The following is a 24199-nucleotide window of genomic DNA, read 5'->3' as shown; positions in this document are numbered from 1 at the left end:
ATGAGCAGTACGAGCGGTGAGTGACAGGCGGGGCGGTACCCGGAACGAAGGCATTTCCGGGGACCGCCCCGTCGTCGCACATCCCCCTCGCGCCCCCCGCCGCACAAGTGTGCCCACCCCCCGCCTTACCCTTGGGTCCCATGTCCTTCACGTACGCGGAGGTCGGCGCGACCCGCGAGCGCGGCTTCCGTTGTCCGCCCGGCTTCCACCACCTGCATGTACGCACCCGCATCGGCGAGGGCGAAGAGGTCTTCCGACGCGCCTCCGAGGCCGTACTCACCTGGGAGATGCACCGCGCGATGGGCGTGGGCATCGACGCCACCGCCGATCGGGCGGCCCCCGACGTCGATGTCACGGTCACCCTCGCGGGCCTCATCAAGGCCCCCTGCCGCGTCGTCTGGACGACCGAGGAACCCCGCCGCGCGGGCTGGGCGTACGGCACCCTGGCCGGCCACCCGGAGTGCGGCGAGGAATCCTTCGTGGTCGACCGCACGGGCGACGGCACGGTATGGCTGACGGTCAGCGCGTTCAGCAAGGCGGCGAAGTGGTACTCCAGAGCGGCCGGCCCGGCGACCCGGGGCCTGCAGCACGCGTACGCGCGACGGTGCGGGGTGGTGCTGCGGCGGTTGTGCGGGGAGTACGGGGAGGACTGAGCGTACGAGCGTACTGACGCCGCCGCGCCGGGATGGCTTCCCGGCGCGGCGGTGTCAGTGGTGGGGCGGGCAGTTGGGGCCCAGCGGGCTCAGAAGGTGAGGCTCCAGCTGTCGAGGTAGCCCGGTTCGTTGGTGAAGATGCCCGGGGTGTTGTCCGTGACTCGGAGCTTCCAGGTGCCGTTGGCGGGGAGTGCCGAGGCGTCGACCGTGAACGTCTGGTGCAGTTCCGTTCCCATGTCCCAGACGAAGTCCTTCACCGGCACCACGGTGCCGTCCTCGGCGACCAGTTCGATGATCTGGCCGCCGATGAACATGTGCACCAGATCGACCGTCACCCGCAGATCACGCGGCGCGTTCCCTTCTCGCCCGGTGACGGTGAGCGGGGACTCGACGGACTTCCATACGGGGATGTCGTACCGGGCGGGGTTGATGAAGAAGCCACCGCCGGAGCCGAACACGGGCCAGACGAAGGGCAGAGTCAGTTTCTCCCCTGCGGAGTTCCTGATGACGATGGTCGTCGCGAAGTCGCCGGCCTCGGTCGGTGTCCCGGAGATCAGTCCGGTGCCGGGGTCGATCGACAGGCCGGTGGGCAGACCCGTGGCGGAGTAGGTCAGAGCGCCGGGGCGCGTGGTGGTCGCCTTGATCTGCCGGGCGACCGACTGGCCGACGGCCACGGCTCGGGTGGAGGGGGCCTCGGCGGCGATGTGGTTGACGTAGCGCGGCCCGACGTTGACCGCGGCCCATGCGTTGGCGACGGCCTCGTAGGCGTCGGTGGAGGCACCGAACAGGTCGGCCGCGGCCTGCAGGGTGGCCGTGCGGGCTCCCGCGTAGTCGGTGGTGCTGGTCATGTACCGGGTCAGCGCCCGGTACCAGACGTTGGTGGCGTTCTCCCGACCGATGCCGGCGACCGGCAGACCGTCGTGGGTGGGGCTGTCGTACTCGACGCCGTTGATGGTCTTCTTCCCGCTGCCCTCGGCGAGCAGGTAGAAGAAGTGGTTGCCGATGCCGGAACTGAAGTGGGGGTCGAGCTTTTTGGTCTGCTCTGTCCAGTAGTCCTGGGAGGTACCGGCGGCGTTGGTCTCCTTGGAGGGCCGGTCCATGAAGCGCAGCGGCTCCCCGGTACCGCGGAGGTCGATGAGTTCACCGATGTGGTAGTCGGGCTTGTCACCCGCGCTGTTCGCGAAGAACTCGACGGCGGTGCCCATGATGTCGCTGGTGGCCTCGTTGAGCCCGCCGGACTCACCGGAGTACACCAGGCCGGCGGTGGCGGAGGTGACGCCGTGCGTCATCTCGTGGCCGGCTATGTCGAGTTCGGTCACCGGCCTGTCGTTGGTGCGTCCGTCGCCGTAGGTCATGCAGAAGCACTCGTCGAGCCAGAAGGCGTTGGCGTATCCGACGCCGTAGTGCACGCGGGAGTAGGCGCCGCGTCCGTCGTCCGCGATCCCGTTGCGGCCGAACCGGTCGTGGTAGAAGTCCCAGGTCTTCGCGACGCCGTAGGCCGCGTCCACGGCCGCCGTCTGACGGTGGGACGCCGTTCCGTCGCCCCAGACGTCGTCGTCATCGGTGACCAGCGTGCCCTTGGCGAAGGTCCCGCTCGCGTCGAACGTCTGGTGGTTGCCGCGCTGCGGGTCGGTCAGCTCGAAGACGCCGTTGTTCCGTACGGTGCCGATCGGGACGCGGCCGTTGTACCGGCTGATCCCCTCACCGCTCTGCACCTCCTCGTGGCTCGCCAGCTGAGCGCCGGTCGCGGCATCGGTCAGGACCTGGAGACGGCTTGGCGTCCCGTCCTCCCGCACACCTATGACAACGTTTTCCCAGGCCAGTTTGGCGTCGCCGTCCCCCGCCCAGACGACCAGCTGCGACTGCCCCTGCGAGGCCGCCCCGCGAGTGTCCTCCCGCTTCGCGACGGCCAGAGCGGACTTCTCCGCCTCGCCGGCGGAGCGGGCCGCGGCGGTCGTCGGGACGGAGATCGCCTCCTGCGACGCCTTGGTGACCGTACGGGAGCCGGCACGGTCGTGCACCACCAAGTCGCCCCCGCGCACGGGCAGTCCGGCGAAGGTGCGTTCGTAGCGGGTGTGCACCGTGCCGTCGGCGTCCTTGATGACGTCCTTGGGTATCAGGGCCTCCCGCTGGCCCAGTTCGAGCGCTCGGGCGGTGACACCGCCCGCGTCGGCCGCCGCCTCGAGCATCATCTTCCGCTCGGCGGAGCCCAGTTGGACAGCTCTGGCACCCGGTCTGGGTTCCGCTGCGATCTGCCGGGGCGCCCGATCCACGCCGTCCGCCGCCGGGGCCACGCTCCAAGCGGGAAGCGCCGACCCGAGCAGCGCGGCCATCGCGGCGACCGCGATCCCCGACATACGTCGGCGAACATGGGCGCCACGACGGGAGGGAGGGGAACCCTGCGACGAAGTCGCCCCGTGGGCAGGTGAGTTGTTCGACACTGCTGCAACTCCTTGTACCCGACTGCGCGTTGGGCAGCCGGTGAGAATGAGGACGGAGGACAGCAATGGCCTCCACTGAGGAGATGTGCATGGGGGGAACGCCCGGGGCGTTGAGAAGATCGTTCCAGCCGACGGGGGCTTCTGTCACCGTCTCCGGGGATCGTTGTCCGGAATCCGGATAGTGGGAGCGCTCCCATTACCCTTCGCACACTTTAGATCACGTGCGGCTTTACGTGGCGGCAACATACCCTCGCCGGGCTCTTTGGCCACTTTCTGCCTATGGACTACAACGCCCCTACACGGCAGCGGAGTTGAGACACTGTTCATGGCGCTAACTGGGCGAGAGCCGCAAAGCGCCTCGCGGAGACCCATGGCCGCCGATGACTGGCGGCACCGCCCTACCTCGCCTCGGCCGCTGCTGTACGACGAAGGTGATCGTTGTTCGGCCCGTCCGGGGTCGGACTGCCGGGGTACCGTCTGAGTGTTGCCGCAGAACGGAGTTCGCCGTGTCGCAGAGCATTGAGGAGCACACTGGCGCTCGGATCGCCCGCATCCGGAAGCAGCGCGGCCTGACGCAGCAGGGGTTGGCGATGCGGGCCCACGTGTCCAAGTCGTTGCTGTCCAAGGTGGAGTGCGGGCAGAAGGCCGCTTCCCCGGCTCTTGTTGCTGCCTGTGCCCGTGCGCTGAGCGTCTCGACGTCCGAGCTGCTGGGGCAGCCGTACGCCGAGGAGTTGCGGCGCGACCGCATGGACACCCTGATCCAGCCGATTCGTGAGGCGCTGGAGAACTGGGACATCGCTCTGGACTGGGAAACCGCTCCGCGCCCGGCCGCACTGGTCTGGACGGATGTCCAGCGGGCTCTCGAGCAGCGCCGTCAGGCGCAGTACACGGACATGGTGCGCGACCTGCCTGTGCTGATCGACGAGTCGGTGCAGACGGTGCACACCAGTACCGGGGAAGAACGGCGGCTGGCATACGAATGTCTGGCGGAGACCTTCCGCTGCGTGTTCACCGTGGCGTGGAAGCTTGGCTTCCTCGACCTGGCGACCGTCGCGCTGGACCGGCTGGCGTGGACCGCGCCGCGCGCCGATGAACCGGGGCTGGCCGCCATGCATGCTTTCTTGCGCGCGCAGACCACGATGTCGTCCGGCCGGTACGACGTGGGGCTGCGGGTGGTCGACAAAGGTCTGCGGGAGCTCGAAGGCCAGGAATCACGTCGCCCAGCGGGTCTCGAGGCGATGAGGGGCATGCTGCACCTGCGCGCCGCGACCATCGCGGGCCGCATGAAGGACAGGGATCATGCTGACGCCCGCCTGGCCGAGGCTCGTGCCCTTTCCCAGGCCACAGGCGAGTTGCCGGACTTCGGCGTCACCTGGGGGCCGGTGAACGTAGGTGTGCATGCCGTGGCCATCGCCTCGGAGGCTGACGATTTCGGGCGCGCGATCGAACTCGCCGAGCACGTACGTATCCCGCGCGGCTGGACCCGCTCCCGGGCCGGGCACCACTGGATGGACCTCGGCCGCTCCCATGCCTGGGCCGGCCACCCGGAGGAAGCGCTGGACTGCCTGGTCCAGGCCCGGCGCATCGCGCCGCAGCAGACCCGCTACCACCCGACCGTACGGGACACCGTCCTGGCCCTCAAGCGACAGGAACGGACGCGCAACAGCTCGCTGGCGCAGTACGCGGAGTGGGTCGGCATATAGCAGCTTTCGGCGCCAGGAATTGCACCTCTCGGTGCAACTGCTGGGCATCGCCGGTCGGCAGGCTGACGCTCAGTCAGGACACGCGTTATCCGGGCGAACCGTCCCGGAGCGTGGCCAACGCCGGTAGGGAGCTCCGAAGTGCTGCACTGCATCACCCACATCTTCGAACCACTGCTACGGCTGCTATGGCCCCCACCGGGTCGCCACCGCACACCGGATCCCCGTTCTGCTCTCCCTGCTGTGGAGGCATCTACTGAACGTCTGCCAGACGTAGTCGCTGCTGCCCCGGTGCCACATCGTGAGGACACCGGACAGGACTGCTCGTACCTGCCCGCACACGACCAGCGGGAACAGTGCCGTCGGCGGGCCCCACGGCGCGCGCTGCGGCCGACCGTACACGGAGTCGACACTGGCCCTCTGCTGCCCCGCAGCCTGGAGGTCCGAGCCTGATGACCCTCAGGAATGAGATCCGCCTGCTCCCCTGGGCCGGGCCGGAAGGAAAACCCTGTTACCTCGCAGGCGACGGGACCGGATACCTGTCACGCCTCGCGGACAACATGGAGTCAACACAACTCGGCCTGGCCGGTGAACTCGTTCAGGAGGCACAGCACACTCTGGACGGCCGCCAGTGGACGCCTGGCGAACTGCACCTGCTGGCAGTCCAGTTGACCGAAGCCTTGACGAACGTCCACCGGATCGCGGTCAGCCGGGGAGCCCGCCTGCCCGCACCCGCCTACGACGACCTCGACACTCTGGACGACCTGGAGAACGGGGACGAGGATCGGGACAGCCCTGCCCGCGTTCCGCTCGGCTGACAGCCCCGTTGCAATCTCCCGTTCCGGTCGGCGTCCCTCACGCCCGGCCGGATCAAACCGCAACGGAAATCTCCGGTAGACCAAGCGGCCTGTTCCAGGAACACGCTCAAATGGCGCAACCTCCGACAGTTCAGAATGATCACCCTCGGCCCTCCGGCGAAGCCTTTGGCCAATTTCGAGAGCATCGCGACTAAGTCGTGTTTTAGAAGTCGGCGACCTGCTTGGTTGGCCGTCCGGGGAAGTGGCGGGCGGCCAACCAGATGATGAGGTCGCGGGCGATGTCGTTGATGTTGGTCGTCGGCGGGCCGTCACGATAGATCGAGGCTAATTCGCGCCGAAAATATCGTCCATCCTTGACGACCAATCAGCGTGTGCAAGATCCGCCGCGATAAGTAGGTCACGCCAATCAGTCTCCATCAACTCTATCGCGCCGAGAAGTTCGTCCACGCTCCCGTCCGCCAGGATAACAACTGCAGCCGCTATTTTCTCCTCGGCAGCTTCATGAAACACCCTGACCTCAGCTTCTTCCAGCAGAGAGGAAACCGAACTCACTTCGGCCCCGTACTGCCATTCGAGTCTAGCGGCAATGCGACTTGTGATCACAGTGGATCCTCTCCAGAACTGGACGGCGAGCCAACTATCCCTTTTGTTGAATGCCGCCCTGTTCGGCCTGGGCATACCACCTGGAACAAGACGATGTTACTTATCGCCATAGTACGCATCGAGACGCTCCGGCCAGTCAGCGTTCTCCAAGCCGGCATAGAGAAGCAAGTCACGCCAGTCCTGCTCCATGACCCGCAAAGCATACAAGAAACGATCGACATTTCCGGATGCAACAATGATCACGGCTGTCAGCACCCGTTCCGTCGCATCTTCTTGACCGAAAACCCTCAGTTCCTCACTTTCAAGGAGAGAGCGAACGGTATCCGCCTCTCCCTTAAAGTCTTGCTGTATTTTTGAGATCAGGCGTTCAGTAAGCGTCATTACATCTTTCCCCATGCAGACAGACTGGTCATTGCGGCGGAATCAGATAGTCCCCGACTCGTCGGTACCCTGCAGCCTGCAGCTGCTCCAACTCTCGTGCAAAATATGGACCACCCCCACCTTCCGGCGTTGCAACGTAAACCCTCTGCTGTTTACCAATTATGCCTTCAACCCACTTGTCATTCTGAGCAGAAGTCCACGCTCCGCGGGGCATGTTCAATACCTCGTGCCCCGGCCAGTCAGCTGCTGCCAGAGTATCCTCCCTGCTTCCGATCACAGCAATATCGTCCGAGGTCGAGCCAGAAGGGAGGGCAGTGCAACTGTCGTTGTGGACAAGGATGGAAGTATTGCCCGCCAGCACATAGTACGTGTGCTACACGACCCCTCCCCATCTGCGTATTCGCAGATCAGCGGCTGTTTCGGGTTCCGCTGGTGTCCGTGGTTGTGCGGGGGAATCCGTGGGTGTTGCCGTCGCTACTGCCGTCAGCGGCTCGGGCCGCACGGGTCGCGTTGCCGCTGGCGCGCTGTCTGCGCGGGGGGACTTTTACTGCCACGCGCCGGGCTCGGCGCGAACGAGGGCGCGGACAGTCTGTTCGTACAGGTCGTGGCCGCTCTGGGCGCAGTGTTCGGCGATCCAGCGGGTCAGCTCGTCCGGGGTGTGCAGCGTGCCTGACGTGGCACCGCAGTTGCGCTCTTCGCCAGTGACGCAGACCGCCTCGATGCTCGGCAGCGCCAGGGGGTCGGGGACGGTGGTCACGTGGTACTCGCGGAAGCGGTAGCGCCCCCGAGAGGCATTGCGTACTGGTGCGCCGGTGTTCGGGGAGTCAGGCATCTTCGGTCGCCTCTTCGTGATCCGGGATGCGCTGTCCGCGTGAGTCCGCGACCCTGAGCGCGTCCGCCAGGGCTTCTGTCAACCGGCGGGCCAGCCAGCGGTATTCGGTCGCCGACAGGGCTTTCGCGCCGGGCGCCGTGGCGTCGCGGGCGTACTCCAACAGTTCCTCGCCCATGCTGAGCTGTGCCGTCTCGATGCTGTCGGCGAGGGTGGAGAGGTAGCCCTGGCCGTCGGTGCTCAGGTAGCAGGGTTTCCCCTCCGGGCTGGTCCACGGCAGTAAGCGGGGCCCTCCTCCACCCGACGCGGCGTCGTACAGCTCTCTGCGGCGCATGCGGTCGGCATCGCTTCTGGGCTGGCTCACTGGGTACCCCCGGCCTGGGTCACTGATCGTGGACACACTGACCGTAGGTACTGACTGATCGTCACCCCAGGTGGGAGGCATGGCAGTTCGCGACTCTTGGTTCACGAACTGCCACGTTGCGTGGCAGCTACCCGACGACGCCCAGGTAGTCGGCCATTTCGCGCATCTCCGTCGTGAGGGTGCGCTTGCGCTTGCCGAGGATCTCCTGCATGGTCTCGGCGGCCCCGTTCTGGTGCCGCAGCCACTGTGGGGCGGCTTCCCTGGCGCGGGTCAACTCGTCCATGGCGGCGGACAGGTCGCCGGTCCGGGTGTGGGCGCGCGCCACGTCGAGGGTGAAGCGGTTCCCGTCGTTGGTGCTGGGCCTGCCCAGGCGCTTCCACGCCTTGGGCGACAACTCCTCCTGCTCGCCCGCCTTGCGCACCACCGCGCGGGCGTCGCCGATGACCAGGGAGTCTTCGAGTGCCTTGACGGCGACGGTGACCGGCCCGAAGACGGACCAGTGACGGGAGACGTTGCGATGCGCTGTCCCGACAGCGGTTGCCGCGACCCGGGCGGCTTGACGGTACTCCTTCGCTTCGTCGGGACGGTTGTTCCTCGCGGCTGCGGCGGCGGCCTCCATCGCCAGGCCGCCCCACACCGCGTAGTGGTCCGGCTCGGCCCCGGTGATCTTCGGCTCCACCGCGTCCATGCTCCGGGCGGCGACCTGTTCCGCCTCGTCCAAGCGGCCCTGGCGCACCAGCAGCCAGCACATGCAGCCGACACCGGAGCCCGCCGCGAGCAGGTCTCCGGCCTGACGGGCGTCCATGATGGCGCCGCGCACAGCGGCGTACGCGATGTCGTACTGCCGTACCTGGGTGAGGTAGGTGCCGGCCAGACGCAGCGCCTCGGCGCGGGCCAGCAGGGCCTGCCGGTGCTCGTCCCCGCTGTCGTAGTAGGCGACGGCCCTCGTGGCATCACGCAGCAGGCCCGGCAGTTGAGCCGCAACGCTGGCGTAGCTGTCGGAGAAGTACAGCACCCGGGCATCTTGCAACGTCCGCCGGAAGGTACGCAGGTTCGGTTCCTCGCCCACGGCTTCGGCGTCCTGGTCTACGAGCCCGACGGCTGGGGTGAGGGCGGCGCGGAGCTGAATCAGGTTGACGCGGTTCGGCTCCTCGCTCCGCCCGACGGGCTCCGGGGCATCGGATGCCATCAGTGCGGCGGTCGTCACCCTCAGCGCGCGGGCGAGGGCGTGCAGAGTTTCCATGCGCAGGGTGCCGCCCTGCTCGGCCTTGCGTACCGTGCCCGGCGATACGCCTGCGGCGTGGGCCAGTTCCTCCTGGCTCATCCCCGCGCGACGCCGGTACTTGCGGACGTTGTCGGCCAGCTCGGTCATCATCAACTCACCACCTCCCACTCCACGGTACGCCCGGCCGGCACCTCAGCCGGGGGCGATCCTGCAGACGTCCACCCACGGGCGGCAGTTGACAATGCGGCGGTCCGGCACTCCGGCAAGATCGCGGCCTGAGTGGGAGGGGGTCCCTCGTCGGTCGGGCAGCTTCGCCGTGCCAGGGTTCCCCGGGGGCCGCCAAGGCTCACTTCGTGACGCGTGCGCTCGGCCTTGGCGGCCCCCGGGGGTTCCTGGTACGCCTCCGGTGACCGGGCGGCGAGGGACCCCCTCGCGACCCACGACCCCACACCACGACGAAGCCGCACCCAACGCACACGGCCCACCCCCTCGGAGGGAGGGCCGGGGTCTGGGGCGGAGCCCCTGGAAAGGTTCGTTGTGCTGGCTGTTGCGCGCCCGGCCCGGCGGGGTCGTCGGCGAGCGGGGCGGAGACAGGAGCGGGCGGCGGCCCCGTGGGGCCGGGCGCGCGCGGGCCGCGCCAGCGGGCCGCCTTGATCAAGTAAAGAAACTCTGAACAGCTCTCCCTGTCGCCGCTTCTGGCCGAGGTGCCAGGCTGACCGTCAGGGGCGCTGCTGTCGGCGCTTCTTCGATTCGGCCAGTGCTGTTTCGAGCTTCTCGCGCGGCGACGCGTCCGAGTCGGCGTCGTCGTCATGGAGCGGTGGCAGGAACAAGCCGCGTCGGCTCGTCTCGCGTTTGATCTTCCGGCGCTCGTTGAAGATCCGTTGGTGTTCCTCACGGATCGTGACCCATAGCTGGTCGAGTTCTGCTTCCCGTGCCAGTAGCTCGTCATCGGTGAGGTCGGCGAAGTCGGCGGCGGCGGCGCGGGCCTCGCGGGCGATCTCCTCCCGTAGCAGGTAGTTCGTGATCGGCCCGTGGTGCTTGCCCGGCTCCGGGGCCTGGCGCACGAAGACACCGCGGCCCTTGACCGAGTACACGAGTCCTTCCTGCTTGAGGCTTCGGTAGGCGTTCTGCGCGGTGGAGTTGGCTACTTGGAAGCGCTCTTGGATCTCACGGGCGGGCGGGAGCTGGGAGCCCGGAGGGTAGGTGCCTTCTGCGATGTCGCGGCGGAGGAAGTCGGCCACTTGGACGTAGGGCGGGCGGCTGTCGTCGTTGTGGATGAGATCGGTCGGCCAGTCAGGGCCCGGCTCCTCTCCGTCTGCGAACGCTTCTGGGGGGTCCGGGGCATCGCTCCCGCTGATCGTCGAGCTCACGAAGCTGCCCCGGCCGAGTTGGGAGTAGACCAGCCCTTCCTGCTTGAGGACCCGCAGGGCGTTCTGGACGGTGGAGCTGGAGACGCCGAACCGCTCGCCGAGCACGTTCGCCGAGGGCAGGCGCTCGCCCGATGTGAACTCGCCAGTCAGGATCGCGTCCCGCAGGGCGCCGGCTGCCTGGAGATACGGCGGTCGGGAGTCCTCGTCCAAGGGCAGGGTCATGCCCTCACCGTATCGCCTGCCCGGTGAGCCGCTACGGGCAGATTCCTGTGCTTCCCGCCTGACCGCCCATCCACCTCACCGTTGTCACAACTTAAGTGGGGTTGCAAGTTATGCGATCATCTCCTTATGCTGATGGCGAGTCGATCAAGCGGCTCCATCGAAAACGAGGATGTGATGGCATGGCCATGACCCGTATTCGTGTTGCCCTGCTGCCGTCGGCGGTGTGTATCGCGGGCACCGAACCGGTGCTGAAGATCAAGGACCAGCAGACCGGGGAGGTCGCCACCGACCGGGAGACCGGTGCGTCGCTGTACACGGTGACCGTGATGCTCATGGAGGACGGCCGCGCCGAGGTCCTGAAGATCACAGTCCCGGAGACGGGCCTTGCCGCCGGGCTGAAGCCGGGGGCGATGGTGCGGCCGGTGGAGTTGTTCGCGACCCCGTGGGCGCGGATCTTCAACGGGCAGCTCTCCGACGGCGTCGCCTACCGGGCCGCCCGCCTGGAGCTGGTGACGGTGGAGGCGGCCCAGTGACCCGCTTCGAACACCGCGCGCTGAAGCGGGAGTTGCACCCGCTCCGGCCCCTGCCGGGGACCGAGGGCAAGGCCACGTTCGCCGTCTCGGCCGCCGTGCTCGATCTGCTCACCCTGAGCCCGGCGCAGGCGGCCCGCCCGGACCTGCGCGACGTGGCCCGCCTGATACGCGAAGGAGGGGCCTGACATGGAAGCCGTGACGGGAAATGCGTCGTACGCGCTGCCGATCGCTACGGCGCTGGTCGGTGCGTGGCTGCTGGTGACGGTGGTGCGCTACGTCCGCGCGGACAAGGGCACGCGGGTCAGCATGCGGCAGGCCGTACGGGTGCGCTGGGGCTGGGTACGCCTCGCGCGGATGGCGGGGCTGACCGTCACCGACAAGACCCCTACCCTGCTGGCGCAGATCACCGCGCAGAAGGACGGTGCCGCCCCCGCGCCCCGGGTGCTGACTCCGAAGATCAAGGTCAAGCCCGACCAGTACGGGGTGATCGTCCGGGCGCGGACGCTGCCGCAGGTCGGTTTGGAGGAGTACCAGAAGGCGGCGCGGTTCCTAGCGGACGCGTGGCGGTGCACGCGGGTGTCCGTGCTGCCGGACGGCCCCGGCAGGGTGGTGATCCGGGGTGTCCGCTCCGACCCACTGACCACGCCCACCGAACACCGGCCCACCGGCCGCCCGCCCGAGAATCTGACGCGCTGGGAGCTGGGCGTGGACGAGTACGCCGCCCGAGTATGCGTGTCCCTGGCGAACGTGCCCGGGGTGACGGTGGCCGGCGTCCCGGGTGCGGGCAAGACCTCGGGAGTCAACAAGTTCGTCTGCGACTTCGCGCCGTCTCCGTCCGTGCAGATCGCGACTGCGGACGGGAAGGTGTCGCGGGCCTCGGAGGGCGACTACGCCGACCTGGTCAAGCGAATGTTCGCGTTCTGCGGCGACGACCTCGACGAAGCGAACGCGCTCTTCAAGCGCTTGGTGGAGCTGCGCAAGCGGCGCTCGGCGACCATCCGGGACGTGCTGGGCGTGAAGAACATGTGGCACATCGGCCCCTCGCCGGAGTGGCCGCTCACGGTCCTGATCATCGATGAAGCGCACACGTTCTTCCGCGAGTACAAGGGCAGCGACGCCACCACCAAGCGTCTGGCCGCGTTGACAGCGGAGAATGCCCGGCTGGTGGAGGACCTGGTCAAGAAGGGCCGCAGCGTCGGCATCCTGGTGATCCTGATCAGCCAGAAGACCACCGGCGATGCCATCCCGACCTTCATCCGCGACGTGTGCCCCATCGGGCTGTCGTTCGCGCAGAAGACGGTGGAGGCCGCGGTGGCCGCGCTGGGTGAGGACATCCGCAACTGGCCCGACGCCAGTCCGGTCACCTTGCAGGACCCCGCCTACGTCGGCGTCGCGGTCATGGCGATGCAGGGCCGCCCCGGCTACACCCGCATCCGCACCCCCTACGTCTCCGACTCCGACGCCGCCCGCGTCGCCGAGGCCACCTCGCATCTGACCGCCGATCCGGATCTGTGCCTGGACGCCCTCCTCCGTACGACAGGCCGGACGGCAACACTCCTGCCCTCGCCCTCGCTCACCAAATGATCCCGAACAGCCCACGCCAGAAAGGAGGTTGAGATCATGGCGGAGGAACGGTTCACCCGGCGCACCGTGACCGTGGTCATGGCGGTCATCGCGGCCCTGGCCTTCGTCTTCTCCTTTGGCAACGTCTGGGCACTCGCCCTGCGTCTCGGTGTCCCCCGCCCGATCGCCCCGCTGATCGCGCCCATGGTGGACCTGTCGGTCGTCGGGCTCCTGGTCGCACTGCGGTTCCTGGCCCTGCGCGGCGTGCCCAAGGCGGAATTGCGGGCCGGTACCCGGCTGCTGCACCTGTGCGGCCTGCTCACCCTCGCTCTGAACACCGCCGAACCACTACTGGCCGGACGCTACGGACGCGCCTGCCTGGACACCGTCGCCCCGCTCCTGCTCCTCGGCTGGGGCCACGTCGGCCCCGCCTTCCTCGCCCAGTTCCACACCCTCACCCGCCCCACGCCACACCTGGAGGCCGCTGCCACCCTTGCCGCCGAGCCGGTGCCCGACGAAGCACCCACACCCGAATGGACACCCCAGACGTCCGTTCCGGTCATCGCCGCCTCGCCGGCCGAAGAACCGCAGCCCACCCCGACTCCAACCACCGTCGCCAAGACGGCCCGCTCCGCCTCCGGCCCGGCGCTGCCGTCCGCTCTGCTGGACGCGGCTCGGCGCGTCGCGGACACCCACCGCGCCGAGCACGAAGCGCCGATCACAGCAGCCCAGTTGGGGACTCGCATGGGCGTCGCCCTGCCGGTGGCCACCGCCGCTCTCGCTCAGCTCTGAGCCCAGGCCCTCACCGGCCGCATCCCCCTCGCTCAACTCCACGCCCGCCCATGGGCCTGGTTCGTCATGCCCCGAGCAGCACCAACACGCCGCCTCTCCTGGCTGGTTGCTGCTCGGGGCCGCCCACCCGAACAGAAGGGACACGCCCCGAATGGTCACCCTGGACCTGCGCCACGTGGCAAGCCCCGCCGTGCGGGACCTGCTCCACCTCGTCAACCACCCCGACTTCGACCGCGCGCAGCAGCAGATCGAACGCCTCGGCGGCTGCACCGAACCCGTCCGCCTGACCGGCCAGAGCGCCACTGTCGACACCACGACCGGGGAGGTGCTGCGTTCCTACGCCACATCCGAGGAACCCACGGGCAGCCTGCTCACCGCGTGCGGCAACCGCCGCGCATCGCGCTGCCCGGCCTGCTCCCGCCTCTACGCCGCCGACACCTACCACCTCATACGCGCCGGCCTGTCCGGCGGCAAGACCGTCCCGGACACCGTCCGCACCCACCCCCGCGTCTTCGCCACTCTCACCCCGCCGTCCTTCGGCCCCGTCCACAACCGCCTCACCACTCCCGGCGGCGACATCCGTCCCTGCCGCTGCCGCAAACTCCACGAACGCAACGACGCCCTGATCGGGACGCCACTGAACCCGAAGGCGTACGACTACACGGGCGCGGTCCTATTCAACGCTCATGCCTCCGCGCTCTGGGCCCGCTTCACCACCTACCTGCGCCGCGAACTCGCCGCCGGGCTCGGCATGACCCAGAAGGTCGCCCACGCTGTCCTGCGGATCTCCTTCGCCAAGGTCGCCGAGTACCAGCAGCGCGGCCTAGTCCACTTCCACGCCGTCATCCGACTCGACGGCCCCGACGGCACCCACCAGCCCCCACCCCCGTACGCCACCGTCGCCGTGCTCGCCGACGCCGTACGCGCCGCCGCCTCACGGGTCCGCGTGACGGTTGAGTCGGACGCGATCGGGGAACGCGAACTCGCCTGGGGCGAACAACTCGACGTACGCGAGATCGCCGCCTTCGGCACCGACGCCGAACTGACCGACCAGGCCGTGGCCGCCTACGTGGCGAAGTACGCCACCAAATCCGCCGACGCCTCAGGCACCCTCGACCGCGCCCTGTTCTGCCGCCCCTGCCAGGGACGCGGCGCCACCCTCCTGCCCCACGGGACCCCGCTCCCGTGCACCGCCTGCGACGGCACCGGACAGGCCCGCACACTGCCCCGCCTCGCCGTCGCCCGCCACGTCCGGCAGATGATCCGCACCTGCTGGGAGCTCGGCAGGCTGCCCGAGTTCGCCGAACTCAAGCTCTGGAAGTGGGCGCACATGCTCGGCTTCCGGGGTCACTTCTCTACCAAGTCCCGCTCCTACTCCGTCACTCTCGGCGCGCTGCGCGACGCCCGCCGCGCCTGGCGCACCGAACAGGCCCGCGCCCACGCCGACCTGCCCGAACCCGACCCGACGACCACGCTCGTCATCAGCCACTGGGACTACCTCGGCTCGGGCTACAGCCCCGGCGCGGCCCTCCTCGCGGCAGACGTCTGGCACCGCAGACAACTGGAACGGCAGTTCACGGCCGAAGGGGGCTGCTGATGACCTCGCCCCCGCTCGCCGACCTCCACGCGGAGACGGCATCGGCGCTGGATCTGCTCACAGTGCCTCAGGTCATGGCCCGCCTCCAGCTCGGCCGCTCCGCCGTCTACGACCTGCTCCGCACCGGCCAACTCGCCTCGATCACCCTCGGCCGCGCTCGCCGCATCCCCACTCACGCCCTCACTGACTTCATCCGCACCCGCCTGGAACAGGACGCCGCCTGATGACCACGCCCCTCCCCGCTTCGTCCCGCCGCTCCCGTACCCGTGCGAACGGCGACGGGACCGTCTACCAGCGCAAAGACAGCCGCTGGGAAGCCGCCGGATACGTCCTCGCCCCCGGCAACACCCGTCGCCGCGTCCGCGTCTACGGCACCACCCGCAAGGAAGCCCTGGCCAAGCTCACCGAGAAAATCGCCGCCAGCAACCGCGGCCTCCCCGCCCCCTCCGCGCAGGGCAGCCTGGCCGCGTACCTCACGTACTGGTTGGAGAACGTCGCCATCCACCACCTCCGCGAGAACACCCACACCCGCTACACCGCCGTCACCCGGCTCTACCTCACCCCCGGCCTCGGCAAGAAGAAGCTCACCAAGCTCACCGCCAAGGACGTCCGCACCTGGCTCAACCAGCTCCGCACCACCTGCCAATGCTGCACCCGCGCCCTCGACACCGCCCGCGACCAGCCCCGCTGCTGCGCCGCCGGCAAGTGCTGCTCCAAGCGGCTCTCGCCGCTGACCCTGGCCTACGTCCACTCGGTGCTCAAGTCCGCCCTGGAGCACGCGGTACGCGAGGAAGAGATCCCGCGCAACGTCGCCCGCAACGTCCGCACCGGCACACCCCGGCCCCGCCGCTTCGAACCCCTCACCACCGAAGAAGCCCGCGAGTTCCTGGCCGCCGCCAGCGGTCACCGGTTGCAGCCGCTGTTCGAACTCGCCCTGCACACCGGGCTCCGCAAGGGCGAACTCCTCGGCATGCGATGGGAAGACCTCGACCTGGCCGGCGGAACCGCCAGCATCCGCCGCACCCTCCAACGCACCAACTCCAGCGGCCTGACCGCCCTCCCCACCAAGACCCAGAGCTCCGAACGGCGCATCGCCGTGCCGACCACGTGCCTGCGTTCCCTCGAACAGCACCGCGACCGCCAGCGCGAGGAACACGAAGCGGCAGGGGAAGGCTGGCAGAACAGTGGCTACGTCTTCACCCGCCCCGACGGCGCACCGGTCGAAGGGTCCACCCTCACCCGCCACTTCAACACCCTGCTCCGCCAGGCAAAGCTCCGCCGCATCCGGTTCCACGACCTCCGCCACTCGGCGGCCACCCTCCTCCTGGAACAGGGCGTCGAACTCGTCGTGATCAAGGAGCTGTTGGGGCACGCCCACATCGGCGTCACCGCCACCGTCTACGCCCACGTCCGGCTCCGCCTCCAACGCGACGCCATCGACCTCCTCAGCAACGCTCTCCGCACTCTCACCGAGACGGCAAGTCAGCCCGACGACGGCGACGATCCGCCGCCTCGCGCAGCAATCGTCCGCTGACGTTGCCGTCAACCGTTGCCGTCAAGACACTCCAGAGGCCCCACCGGAAAGGTTCCGATGGGGCCTCTGGCGCCCTATTCGCCTATAGCGGGCGCACCTGCGACAGGAATTTCAGAACCCCCTTGAGAGGTGCAGTGAGGTCCTTGCGATCAATTCCAGCCGCCTCCAGGTGGACGAGAATTTTCGAGCTTTCCCCGTGCTCGGGAAAAGTATTCAAAAACTCAGCCACGCACGAGTTCAGGACATGGAATACGTACCATTCGATCTCTGAATCTCTACCACTAGTCGCCGAAGTTTGCGGAGGAGCGGGAGGGGTTGCCATGATTATACTTGGCGCGCCATCCCCTCGCGTGTTCACCAGGGCCTGTGCTACCCCAATTTGCGGGATTCCGCCATAGCGTTCATGAGCAAGCGGAAAGCTCAAAATCGCAGCGTCACAGTCTGCTCCGGTTTCAGGTACTGATCCAACCCGGAACTCAACTCCCGGCAGCCCGCACAAGGCTTCCCGGCATGCCTCCATGATTCGCTCGGTAGATGCCGCGACTACGTATCTCATCAGCAGCTCATACCGGTCATGATTGAAGGCCTTCCAAGGATCTTCAATTCGCTATTATTGAGAGCAACTCCGCCATCAATCACATCGGCAGTGTACGCCATGCGGGCCCCCTCAGGTAGATCCGCAACGTTAACCGTGGTGCGAATCATGGTATACGGACCTTCTTTTGGATAGGCAGCGTAGGCCCTGCGGGAATACTCGGCAGCACCCTTTTCCGTAAAGGAGAAATACTTGACGCCTTGCGGGCTATTCCAAGTCCGATTTGCCGATATATCCGCGAGTTCATTAGCAGTAACGCCGCGCCAGAGGTGTATCTGCCCCGGGCCCAGCCCGCCGCTATTGTGAACCAGAATTGGCGTATCGCCTGCGAGCACATAGTACGTGTGCAACTCCTCGACCGTTAGGTTGTACATATCGGCAGCACCGATACGGGCCTTAACGTCGACGACAGGGGCATGCGCATTGGTGTCGGTGTTGAGTGTGTGACCGACCTCAAGGCTAGCGGCCGGCACCCAGGCGCCCTCTGTGTCATCCCAGAAGGGGTGATCCGCCGTGGTCCGAAGTGTGGAGATCCGGCCGTCTGCGCTGCGGATCGCAACATCAACGAGATCGTCATCACGGTGAATGAGTTGGGCGGTGACCGCCCGTTTCCCCTCATACTTGCCCGTCTGGGGATCTGCCGCGGCGACCTTGTCCCCTGGCTTCACCTTGCCGATGGGCTTGGTCTTCCCGTCAGCCAGCAGAACTGGTGTCGACGGAGAGAAACTGCAGGCGCCCTTGAGCATCACCTGAAGAGCGCTCTCTTCAGCCTCTTTTGCAACCGTTCTCGTTGCGCCTCGTGCCAGCAACCCCTTGCCCACCGAACCCCAGCCCACGGTGAGGAGGGTGGTTACGCCTGCGACAATTGCCTCTTTGCAGTCACCGTGTCCCGTGATGCAATGGATAGTCGCCATGACGCCCCACGGGTCGTTTCCGCTGGCTGGGAGCAGTCCAGCCTGCCGTGCTGAGGCGCAGAACGATTTAGCGTATTCGTCTCGCATGCACGTGTCTTGGGCAAAAGCTGCGAGATATTCGTCATCGGTGGTGTGACGAGGGTCCATAAGAGCAAATCTGGCGACGTTTTCCTTCCTCGTCGGAATTCTGATCCCATCGATTACCGGTTGTCCATCCTTCGCGGTCCCCACCCTGCCGCTGCCCGAGCCACCATTACCCGAGCCGCTGGCGACGACCTGCGGCGCCTTCTTCGAACCAGGATTGTTGATAGCACCGCCAGCCCCGCACTTCTTCCACCCTCCATCACACTCGGCCGCGCGCAGCCCACTCGGATCGGCGAAGGTGACAGGACTGTTGCTGCTGTAGCTGTAGCCGTTGATCTGCTGCGGGTCGGTCAAATCCATGATCGGGTCGACTGACAAGAACCGCCCGGTGCTCGGGTCGTACTCGCGTGCGCTGAGGTGGGTGAGCCCCGTCGTCTTGTCCACCGTCCCGCCGACGAATCCCTTCGAGCCTGGCCAGCTGCCTGGCGACCCGGCCAGGCCTCGCTGACCGCCGAACGGAGTAGTACGACGCTGCAGGAGAGCCAACGTCGAGGCATCCACCGCGAGTTGGCCCGTTCCCTGGTGATCCGGAATGACGAACGACACCTTGTTGTCGTCGGTGCGTATCGCCTGCACGCCGTTGCCAAGGTCGTAGTAGCGCGTGGCTTTGGCCTTGGTGGCACCCTTGGGAAGGACCAGTTCGCTGTTGCCGAGGTACAACGTGGTCTCGGCGTCGGTGCGCTGGATCAGCCGATTGCCATTCGGGTCGTACAGATACGAGGTGGTCTTCTTGCCGCCACTGCCGTCCGGCTCCGTGACCTTGGCCAGATGGTCCTCGGCGTCCCAGCTCAGTTGCTGGGTGGTTCCGCCGACGGCACGAGTCACGGTGTTGCCGGTGTTGTCGTAGGTGTAGGTGTCTCTAGCAGTGCTGCCGTTCGGTCCAGTGGTGTCGATCTGTCCCAGGGTGTGCGGTCGCACGGCGCCTGCGGACGGGTAGGTGTAGATGCGCTTGACGTCCTTGGCGGTGTCGCCGTTCGGGGCGTGCTGCGTCTCCGTGGCCCGGTTACCGATGGAGGCGCCGTTGGCCTCCTTGTCGTAGGTGTACGAGTGCCAGTACGGAGCAGGACCACCCAGTATGGAGGCCGAGGGGCTGGTCGCACAGCCCGTGCTGCCCTGCGCCCACGCTTCCGTCAGACGTCGCAGATAGTCATAGCTGAAGCACTGGTTGTCTGTTCCGTCCCGCGAGGTGTCCGAGATGGCGAGAACGTTTCCGATCTCGTCGTACCCATAGGTGGTGGAGCGGTCGACGCCGGCCACTTCCTCGCGGTCCACCCGAGAGGTCGCCAGCCGTTGCGTGCCCCACTCGTACGTGTTGGAGAGCCAGGTGTGCTTGCCGCCGGTGGCGGCGAGTTCGATCTGCTGCGGCTTACCCGTGAAGCTGTACTTGACGTCAGTCAGGTACGTGCTTGTGCCGGTTGCCTTGATCGGCCGGTGGTTCGCGTCGTAGGTGTATGTGAACGATTCACCAGGCAGCGATCCGGCTGCCGCGTAGGACACACCGGCTGGCGTGCCGTCGAGGTTGTAGGTGAAGTTCTGCTGGTAGGAGCCCTGCAGTTCCTTCTCAACGGCGGGGATGGTGGTCGTGATGCGGGTCGGCCGGTACAGACCGTCGTATGAGTTGACCGTTGACGTGTACTCGTTGGCTCCGTCGTAGCGCGTCGTGGAGACCAACTGTCCCTCGGCCCCGGCAAGGGTGTCGTACGTCCACTTGGCGAGCAGGGGGCCCGTGGCACTGCCGTTGCGCAGCTCGGTCTTTCGACCGATGTCGTCGTAGGCGTAGACGAGTTTGGTCTCGTTGTCGTCCAGGACAGAGACCAGCTGTCCGCGATCGTCGTACGCGGAGTCCACCGTTCCCTTGTCGGGGTCCGTGGTCAGAATCGTTCGGCCGAGCTGGTCGTACTTGTACGTCCACTTGTTACCTACAGGGTCGGTGGCCTTGGCCAACTGCCCTGCGGGCGTGTATTCGTACGCCGTCACGTCGTGCGCGCCCTCAGGCGTGTTGCCGCGGTACTGCCACAGTTCGCGAGTCTGTCCCTGAGCATCACTGACCGTCGTTGTGGCCGGTGCGCCGTTGGGTGGTGTCACGGTGACCCGGTCACCGCCGTAAGCGGTGGTCGTCGTCGACAGGACCGAGCCACCGTCTCCGTTGCCCGCCACACTCTTACGCTGGATCTCACGGCCAAGACCGTCGTACGAGAACCAGGTCTGTGTCTCCACGCTGAGCGCATCGTCCAGTTGGAACGGAGCCGCGACAGGCGCTCCGGTGGCGTAATACGTGGCGAAACTCTTCGCCGTCAGGCCGCGTTCGTCGTAGAAGGTGTCTGCGATCAGACGGCCCCCGTCCGGTCCGGGCGCCTGTGTCTGGGTTGGGCGCAGGAAACCGTCGTACAGAGCGTACGAGATCTGCTGACTGCCGTTGTTGTTGAGCGTTTTCGTGCCTACGACCACCGCGTTGTCGGTGATGTTGTACGTGAATTCGTAGTTCGGTGTCTCACTGTTGTCCTTGGAGCGGTTGGGCAGCCAGACTTTCAGGGAGCGGCCCAGGGCGTCGTAGGTGAGGTTGGTGCGCTTGTTGTTGGTGTCCAACACGGCGGTGGGGGCGCCGCGGACGGGGTCGAGCGTGGTGGTGACGGTCTGGGCCGTGGTGCTGTCACTGGACTTGGCCGGAGGGCTGGTGACCTTGGAACCGGTCGGGATACCGGTGGTCGGCGTGTACGCCGTTGTCGTGGTGCGGCCGCCGGCCCGTGGAGTGCGGGCCAGGGTTCCTGAACCACTCACCGTGATGTCGGCAGTGAGGTCGGTGGAGGTGACCGCGCGGCCATATGTGTCGTAAGTGGAGCCCGATTCCAGGTACTTCGCCGACGTCCCGTCATGGGACTTCAGAGTGGCGATGAAGCGCGGCTCCCCCATGGAAGGCATTGCAGCGTAGTCACTGCCGTCATAGGCCGTACGCACGTCGGAGATGACCTGTGTCGCCCGCTCCGGGTTCGTGCCACAGTCCACTGAGACCGTCTCCACGCGAGAGACCAATGAGTACAGGTTCGCGGAGTCGTTGTCCGCATATGTCGTCCGAGTGCAACGGTTGTCCGTGGCGACACCGGTCTGGCCGAGGTCCTCGACCTGTAGGGGGCGACCAGTCGCGTTGTCGTACGTCGTATCGGTCCTGGTCTCACGCCACTTGCTCCCTTCGCCGTTGTCGAGCGACGTGAAGGTACGGGAGGAGTCCCCGCCGCTGAAGTTGGCGCTTGTGCTGCCCCACAGGCGAATACGCGTGGCGGTGACACGGAACCAACCGTGGTTGACCGTCTTGCTGAGGATCTTGCCACCGGGACCCGAGAAGTTCTCGGTCCGGTACTCGAAGCCGAGCAGTGCTTCCGCATCGGTGAGGGTGCCGCCCTCGCCGTCGTCCAGTGTGACGGTCTTGACACCACCGGCCTTGCTCGACCGATCGCCTTGCATACCGCGCACGAAGTAGTGATCCGCCTGCGTCTTCATGCCGGAGGTGCCACCGGTCTGCACGCGCACGTGCCGATACCCACGCCACTGGGACCAGGTCTTGTACTTCTCCTTGGTCAGACCGTCATCGTCGTCGTAGTGCCAGGCCGCCCCGTCCAGATACGAATAACGGGTGATCATGTCCGGGGATTGCTTGGTGCGATCCGTCTGGGTCACGGAGTCCACCACGTACTTGTTGAACCACTGCAGGGAGGGCTCTGCGTCCCCTGACGCCGTGTAGTACAGCGGATAACAACGAGTGGTGTTGCTCTCCATAGTGGGCTCGTTGTCCCAGGAGCAGGGCGCCGCCGTGTAGTTGATGTCGATCTGTCCGCCGGACTCGTCGATCACAGTGGACAGGCGGTGCTTGATGAACGGCGCGGTACCGTCGCCCTGTTTGTCCAGACGGTTGGCATCCTGGTGATAGTCGAAGGTCACCTTCGGCAGACTGATAACCGGGGTGGCCGACCGGCCGGTGTGCTGAATGGAGTCGAGCAACAGCGAGTAGTCGATGTCGGCCATGCCCCATCGCTGGGTCAGGTCCCACGAGTCGACATTCGTATACGTGCCTGACGAGTTCAACGTCTGGGTCAGGACCTGGGACAGCCGTTGGCGAGTCCAGAAGGTCGGGGAGTAATGGCCGGTGCAGTCCGTTGCCGCTTTACAGTTCAGGTCCCATGGCGTGTCGTACCAGTAGAAGGACTTGTCGTCGATCGTGTTGGCCAGGCAGGTCACTCCTGTCACCGGCAGACACCGCTCGGTCGAGGTGAAGTCGACCTTGGCGAGGGCCTTTGCAGAGTAGACAGCATCCTTGCGCAGGCCGTACTCGATGCGGTCCAGCGTGCCACCGCGGACATACGGAGTGTCGTCGGCGGCCTTCAGCGCGCGGCCGTAGTTGTTGGTCTCCTTGTCGTAGTAGTACGTGATGGCGTTGCCATGCACGTCGACGACGTAGTCAAGGTTCCACCGCCAGGCCTGCTGGCACCAGGAACCTGCGAAGGTGCTGGCATGGCATGGCTCGTCGGTGTCATCGCCGTACACCGGCACCGTCCAGGTGGAGTCCGTCGTCTCCTTGCCCGACGACCAGCCGGGCAGCTGGTGGTAGCCGAAGAAGTACTGCGTGCCGTCGGTCGTCGTGACCTTCCAGAACTCCTGGTTGTCGTCGCCGTTGTTCCGGGGGTCAGCCGTCGTGCCCGTCAGCTTTTCGACCCGGGTTCCGTCGTCGTTCTTCAGACGCCACTTGTTACCTGTGGCCTGGATCAGCTCACCACCACGGCCATTGAAGCTCAGCGTGGCGTTGTCGTAGCCCCAGCACAGATCGCCCGACTTGTTGCCGTCGATGGTGATGCCGTCGTCGTCGCACGACTTGTACGAACGCTCGATGTAACCCGGCCACATATCGAATCCGTCACCGACCCACGACGACTGATTGTTAGACGTCGTCGTACGGCCGTCGATCGAACCGGACGAGTAGGACAGGCCGACGCCGGGCACGAGACTGCCGGGCACGTCCGGCACATTCATGCCGTACGACCACGAGAAGTCACCGGTGTTGAGCCCGGTCCGCCAGGTCGCCGATGGCGAGAGACTGGTGGCTTTGTAGTCTCCGGTGCTGCCTGAGGCTTCCGCGGTAACCGCGAGGACAGTGGACCTGGCGGAGGCCGACGCCACGCTCGACCGTCCGGGGACGCTTATCGCGTCGGCCGTCAGAGTGTGGTGCTCGGTGTCGTTGACAGACTTGACCGGTGCACCGGTACGGCAGGACTGCCGGTCGGGGGTGGTCAGTGCGCAGGGCGGGAGTTGAACCAGGCCCAGACGAGAGCCATAGCCACCGCCGTACGCCTCAGTGAAGCGCGCGTAGTCGATCTCAAGGCCCACCTTGCCCGCCCGAGTCGACTGATCGGCCCGGTCAACGGCGACAAGCATCCCGTCGTCCACGCCAACGTGCCGCGCTGTCGCCCGACCCAGAATCCGGACCCGTGCCTGTGTCACCCGGTCGGTCGTTGGCTTCGCCGACTTCGGCAGTTTGGGCGCACGCAGAGCGACAGGCAGTTTGGCAACCCGCTCTCGTATTGCGGTTCCCCGGGCCGTTGTACGCATCGCCGGCACTGCCGCAGTCGCCTCACCGGACGCGGGCCATGCCGCGGCGGGATCGCCCTTCGGTGTCCTGGTCGCTGTGGTGACGCGGCGCGGCGACGCTTTGCGGTCGTGTCCTGCGAGGGGCTTGTCCGCCTCGGTGATGGCGGGGCGCTCCTTGCTCGGGTCTGCCGCGACGGCGGGTTCCGACGTCACCGCCTGGACGAGAGTGCCCACCAGTACGGCGGACAACGCGAGCGCCGTCCGTCTGCGAGCACGCTGCCACTGCTGCCTCTTCACTGCCCACACCCCTTGGTCCTTCGGTCTGCCGGACTCGCCGCGTTTCTTAC

Annotated in this window: 18 protein-coding genes; 10 read left to right on the top strand and 8 right to left on the bottom strand. The window is 66.8% G+C overall.

The window, feature by feature from the left end:
* Positions 1-140 precede the first annotated feature (140 nt).
* Entirely contained in the window at positions 141-653 is a 513-nt protein-coding gene (locus PV396_RS35795; protein ID WP_319211882.1) for a DUF1990 domain-containing protein, read from the top strand.
* Positions 654-742: 89 nt separating this feature from the next.
* On the opposite strand, the gene PV396_RS35790 is transcribed toward PV396_RS35795, so the two are convergent.
* Entirely contained in the window at positions 743-3010 is a 2268-nt protein-coding gene (locus PV396_RS35790) for a M4 family metallopeptidase (protein ID WP_319211880.1), read from the bottom strand.
* Positions 3011-3600: 590 nt separating this feature from the next.
* Between PV396_RS35790 and PV396_RS35785 the strand changes: the two genes are divergently transcribed.
* Entirely contained in the window at positions 3601-4797 is a 1197-nt protein-coding gene (locus PV396_RS35785; protein WP_319211878.1) for a helix-turn-helix transcriptional regulator, read from the top strand.
* Positions 4798-5246: 449 nt separating this feature from the next.
* Positions 5247-5612 carry a hypothetical protein gene (locus PV396_RS35780; RefSeq protein ID WP_319211876.1) on the top strand — a complete coding sequence of 122 codons (366 nt, stop codon included), beginning with the start codon at positions 5247-5249 and terminating at the stop codon, positions 5610-5612.
* A 324-nt stretch (positions 5613-5936) separates the two neighbouring features.
* Here the strand turns inward: PV396_RS35780 and PV396_RS35775 are convergent, their stop codons facing one another.
* The 6 genes from PV396_RS35775 to PV396_RS35750 all read right to left on the bottom strand — a co-directional run bounded on the left by PV396_RS35775 (position 5937) and on the right by PV396_RS35750 (position 10606).
* Positions 5937-6290 carry a hypothetical protein gene (locus PV396_RS35775; protein WP_319211938.1) on the bottom strand — a complete coding sequence of 118 codons (354 nt, stop codon included), beginning with the start codon at positions 6288-6290 and terminating at the stop codon, positions 5937-5939.
* 21 nt (positions 6291-6311) lie between these two features.
* Complete coding sequence (locus PV396_RS35770; protein WP_319211874.1) at positions 6312-6611, bottom strand: hypothetical protein; 300 nt, start codon at positions 6609-6611, stop codon at positions 6312-6314.
* A gap of 529 nt (positions 6612-7140) precedes the next feature.
* Positions 7141-7428 carry a hypothetical protein gene (locus PV396_RS35765; protein ID WP_319211873.1) on the bottom strand — a complete coding sequence of 96 codons (288 nt, stop codon included), beginning with the start codon at positions 7426-7428 and terminating at the stop codon, positions 7141-7143.
* Positions 7421-7759 carry a hypothetical protein gene (locus tag PV396_RS35760; protein ID WP_319211929.1) on the bottom strand — a complete coding sequence of 113 codons (339 nt, stop codon included), beginning with the start codon at positions 7757-7759 and terminating at the stop codon, positions 7421-7423. Before PV396_RS35760 ends, PV396_RS35765 begins: the two co-directional genes overlap by 8 nt.
* Before the next feature lie 157 nt (positions 7760-7916).
* On the bottom strand, positions 7917-9164 hold the full coding sequence (locus PV396_RS35755) for a helix-turn-helix domain-containing protein (RefSeq protein WP_319211871.1): 1248 nt from the start codon (positions 9162-9164) through the stop codon (positions 7917-7919).
* 569 nt (positions 9165-9733) lie between these two features.
* Positions 9734-10606: a winged helix-turn-helix domain-containing protein gene (locus tag PV396_RS35750; protein WP_319211870.1), complete on the bottom strand. Its 873-nt coding sequence runs from the start codon at positions 10604-10606 to the stop codon at positions 9734-9736.
* Positions 10607-10785: 179 nt separating this feature from the next.
* Between PV396_RS35750 and PV396_RS35745 the strand changes: the two genes are divergently transcribed.
* The 7 genes from PV396_RS35745 to PV396_RS35715 all read left to right on the top strand — a co-directional run bounded on the left by PV396_RS35745 (position 10786) and on the right by PV396_RS35715 (position 16625).
* Positions 10786-11139: a hypothetical protein gene (locus PV396_RS35745; RefSeq protein WP_319211868.1), complete on the top strand. Its 354-nt coding sequence runs from the start codon at positions 10786-10788 to the stop codon at positions 11137-11139.
* Positions 11136-11324 carry a hypothetical protein gene (locus tag PV396_RS35740; RefSeq protein WP_319211867.1) on the top strand — a complete coding sequence of 63 codons (189 nt, stop codon included), beginning with the start codon at positions 11136-11138 and terminating at the stop codon, positions 11322-11324. The genes PV396_RS35745 and PV396_RS35740 overlap by 4 nt, the downstream gene beginning before the upstream one ends.
* Before the next feature lies 1 nt (position 11325).
* Positions 11326-12723, top strand: a complete 1398-nt coding sequence (locus PV396_RS35735; RefSeq protein ID WP_319211866.1) for a cell division protein FtsK — start codon at positions 11326-11328, stop codon at positions 12721-12723.
* A 36-nt stretch (positions 12724-12759) separates the two neighbouring features.
* A complete protein-coding gene (locus tag PV396_RS35730; RefSeq protein WP_319211864.1) occupies positions 12760-13494 on the top strand; it encodes a DUF2637 domain-containing protein in 735 nt (244 codons plus the stop codon).
* Between the two features lie 151 nt (positions 13495-13645).
* Positions 13646-15091 (top strand): replication initiator, encoded by a 1446-nt coding sequence (locus PV396_RS35725; protein WP_319211862.1) that lies wholly within the window; start codon positions 13646-13648, stop codon positions 15089-15091.
* Complete coding sequence (locus PV396_RS35720) at positions 15091-15315, top strand: helix-turn-helix domain-containing protein (RefSeq protein ID WP_319211860.1); 225 nt, start codon at positions 15091-15093, stop codon at positions 15313-15315. The genes PV396_RS35725 and PV396_RS35720 overlap by 1 nt, the downstream gene beginning before the upstream one ends.
* Entirely contained in the window at positions 15315-16625 is a 1311-nt protein-coding gene (locus PV396_RS35715; protein WP_319211858.1) for a site-specific integrase, read from the top strand. The genes PV396_RS35720 and PV396_RS35715 overlap by 1 nt, the downstream gene beginning before the upstream one ends.
* Before the next feature lie 555 nt (positions 16626-17180).
* Here PV396_RS35715 and PV396_RS35710 read toward each other — a convergent pair.
* Positions 17181-24149 carry a polymorphic toxin-type HINT domain-containing protein gene (locus PV396_RS35710; RefSeq protein WP_319211856.1) on the bottom strand — a complete coding sequence of 2323 codons (6969 nt, stop codon included), beginning with the start codon at positions 24147-24149 and terminating at the stop codon, positions 17181-17183.
* Positions 24150-24199 lie beyond the last annotated feature (50 nt).

It is taken from the genome of Streptomyces sp. ME02-8801-2C (assembly GCF_033793965.1).
Taxonomy (GTDB): domain Bacteria; phylum Actinomycetota; class Actinomycetes; order Streptomycetales; family Streptomycetaceae; genus Streptomyces.
This window is presented reverse-complemented; position numbering and strand designations above follow the sequence as displayed.

What these genes read in the sequence shown, in the direction of transcription:
- PV396_RS35760 (WP_319211929.1), bottom strand. Translation starts at nt 7,759, where the DNA reads ATGCGCCGCAGAGAGCTGTACGACGCCGCGTCGGGTGGAGGAGGGCCC.
- PV396_RS35720 (WP_319211860.1), top strand. Translation starts at nt 15,091, where the DNA reads ATGACCTCGCCCCCGCTCGCCGACCTCCACGCGGAGACGGCATCGGCG.
- PV396_RS35765 (WP_319211873.1), bottom strand. Translation starts at nt 7,428, where the DNA reads ATGCCTGACTCCCCGAACACCGGCGCACCAGTACGCAATGCCTCTCGG.
- PV396_RS35745 (WP_319211868.1), top strand. Translation starts at nt 10,786, where the DNA reads ATGGCCATGACCCGTATTCGTGTTGCCCTGCTGCCGTCGGCGGTGTGT.
- PV396_RS35795 (WP_319211882.1), top strand. Translation starts at nt 141, where the DNA reads ATGTCCTTCACGTACGCGGAGGTCGGCGCGACCCGCGAGCGCGGCTTC.
- PV396_RS35735 (WP_319211866.1), top strand. Translation starts at nt 11,326, where the DNA reads ATGGAAGCCGTGACGGGAAATGCGTCGTACGCGCTGCCGATCGCTACG.
- PV396_RS35775 (WP_319211938.1), bottom strand. Translation starts at nt 6,290, where the DNA reads ATGCCCAGGCCGAACAGGGCGGCATTCAACAAAAGGGATAGTTGGCTC.
- PV396_RS35715 (WP_319211858.1), top strand. Translation starts at nt 15,315, where the DNA reads ATGACCACGCCCCTCCCCGCTTCGTCCCGCCGCTCCCGTACCCGTGCG.
- PV396_RS35770 (WP_319211874.1), bottom strand. Translation starts at nt 6,611, where the DNA reads ATGGGGAAAGATGTAATGACGCTTACTGAACGCCTGATCTCAAAAATA.
- PV396_RS35725 (WP_319211862.1), top strand. Translation starts at nt 13,646, where the DNA reads ATGGTCACCCTGGACCTGCGCCACGTGGCAAGCCCCGCCGTGCGGGAC.
- PV396_RS35790 (WP_319211880.1), bottom strand. Translation starts at nt 3,010, where the DNA reads ATGTCGGGGATCGCGGTCGCCGCGATGGCCGCGCTGCTCGGGTCGGCG.
- PV396_RS35730 (WP_319211864.1), top strand. Translation starts at nt 12,760, where the DNA reads ATGGCGGAGGAACGGTTCACCCGGCGCACCGTGACCGTGGTCATGGCG.
- PV396_RS35750 (WP_319211870.1), bottom strand. Translation starts at nt 10,606, where the DNA reads ATGACCCTGCCCTTGGACGAGGACTCCCGACCGCCGTATCTCCAGGCA.
- PV396_RS35755 (WP_319211871.1), bottom strand. Translation starts at nt 9,164, where the DNA reads ATGATGACCGAGCTGGCCGACAACGTCCGCAAGTACCGGCGTCGCGCG.
- PV396_RS35780 (WP_319211876.1), top strand. Translation starts at nt 5,247, where the DNA reads ATGACCCTCAGGAATGAGATCCGCCTGCTCCCCTGGGCCGGGCCGGAA.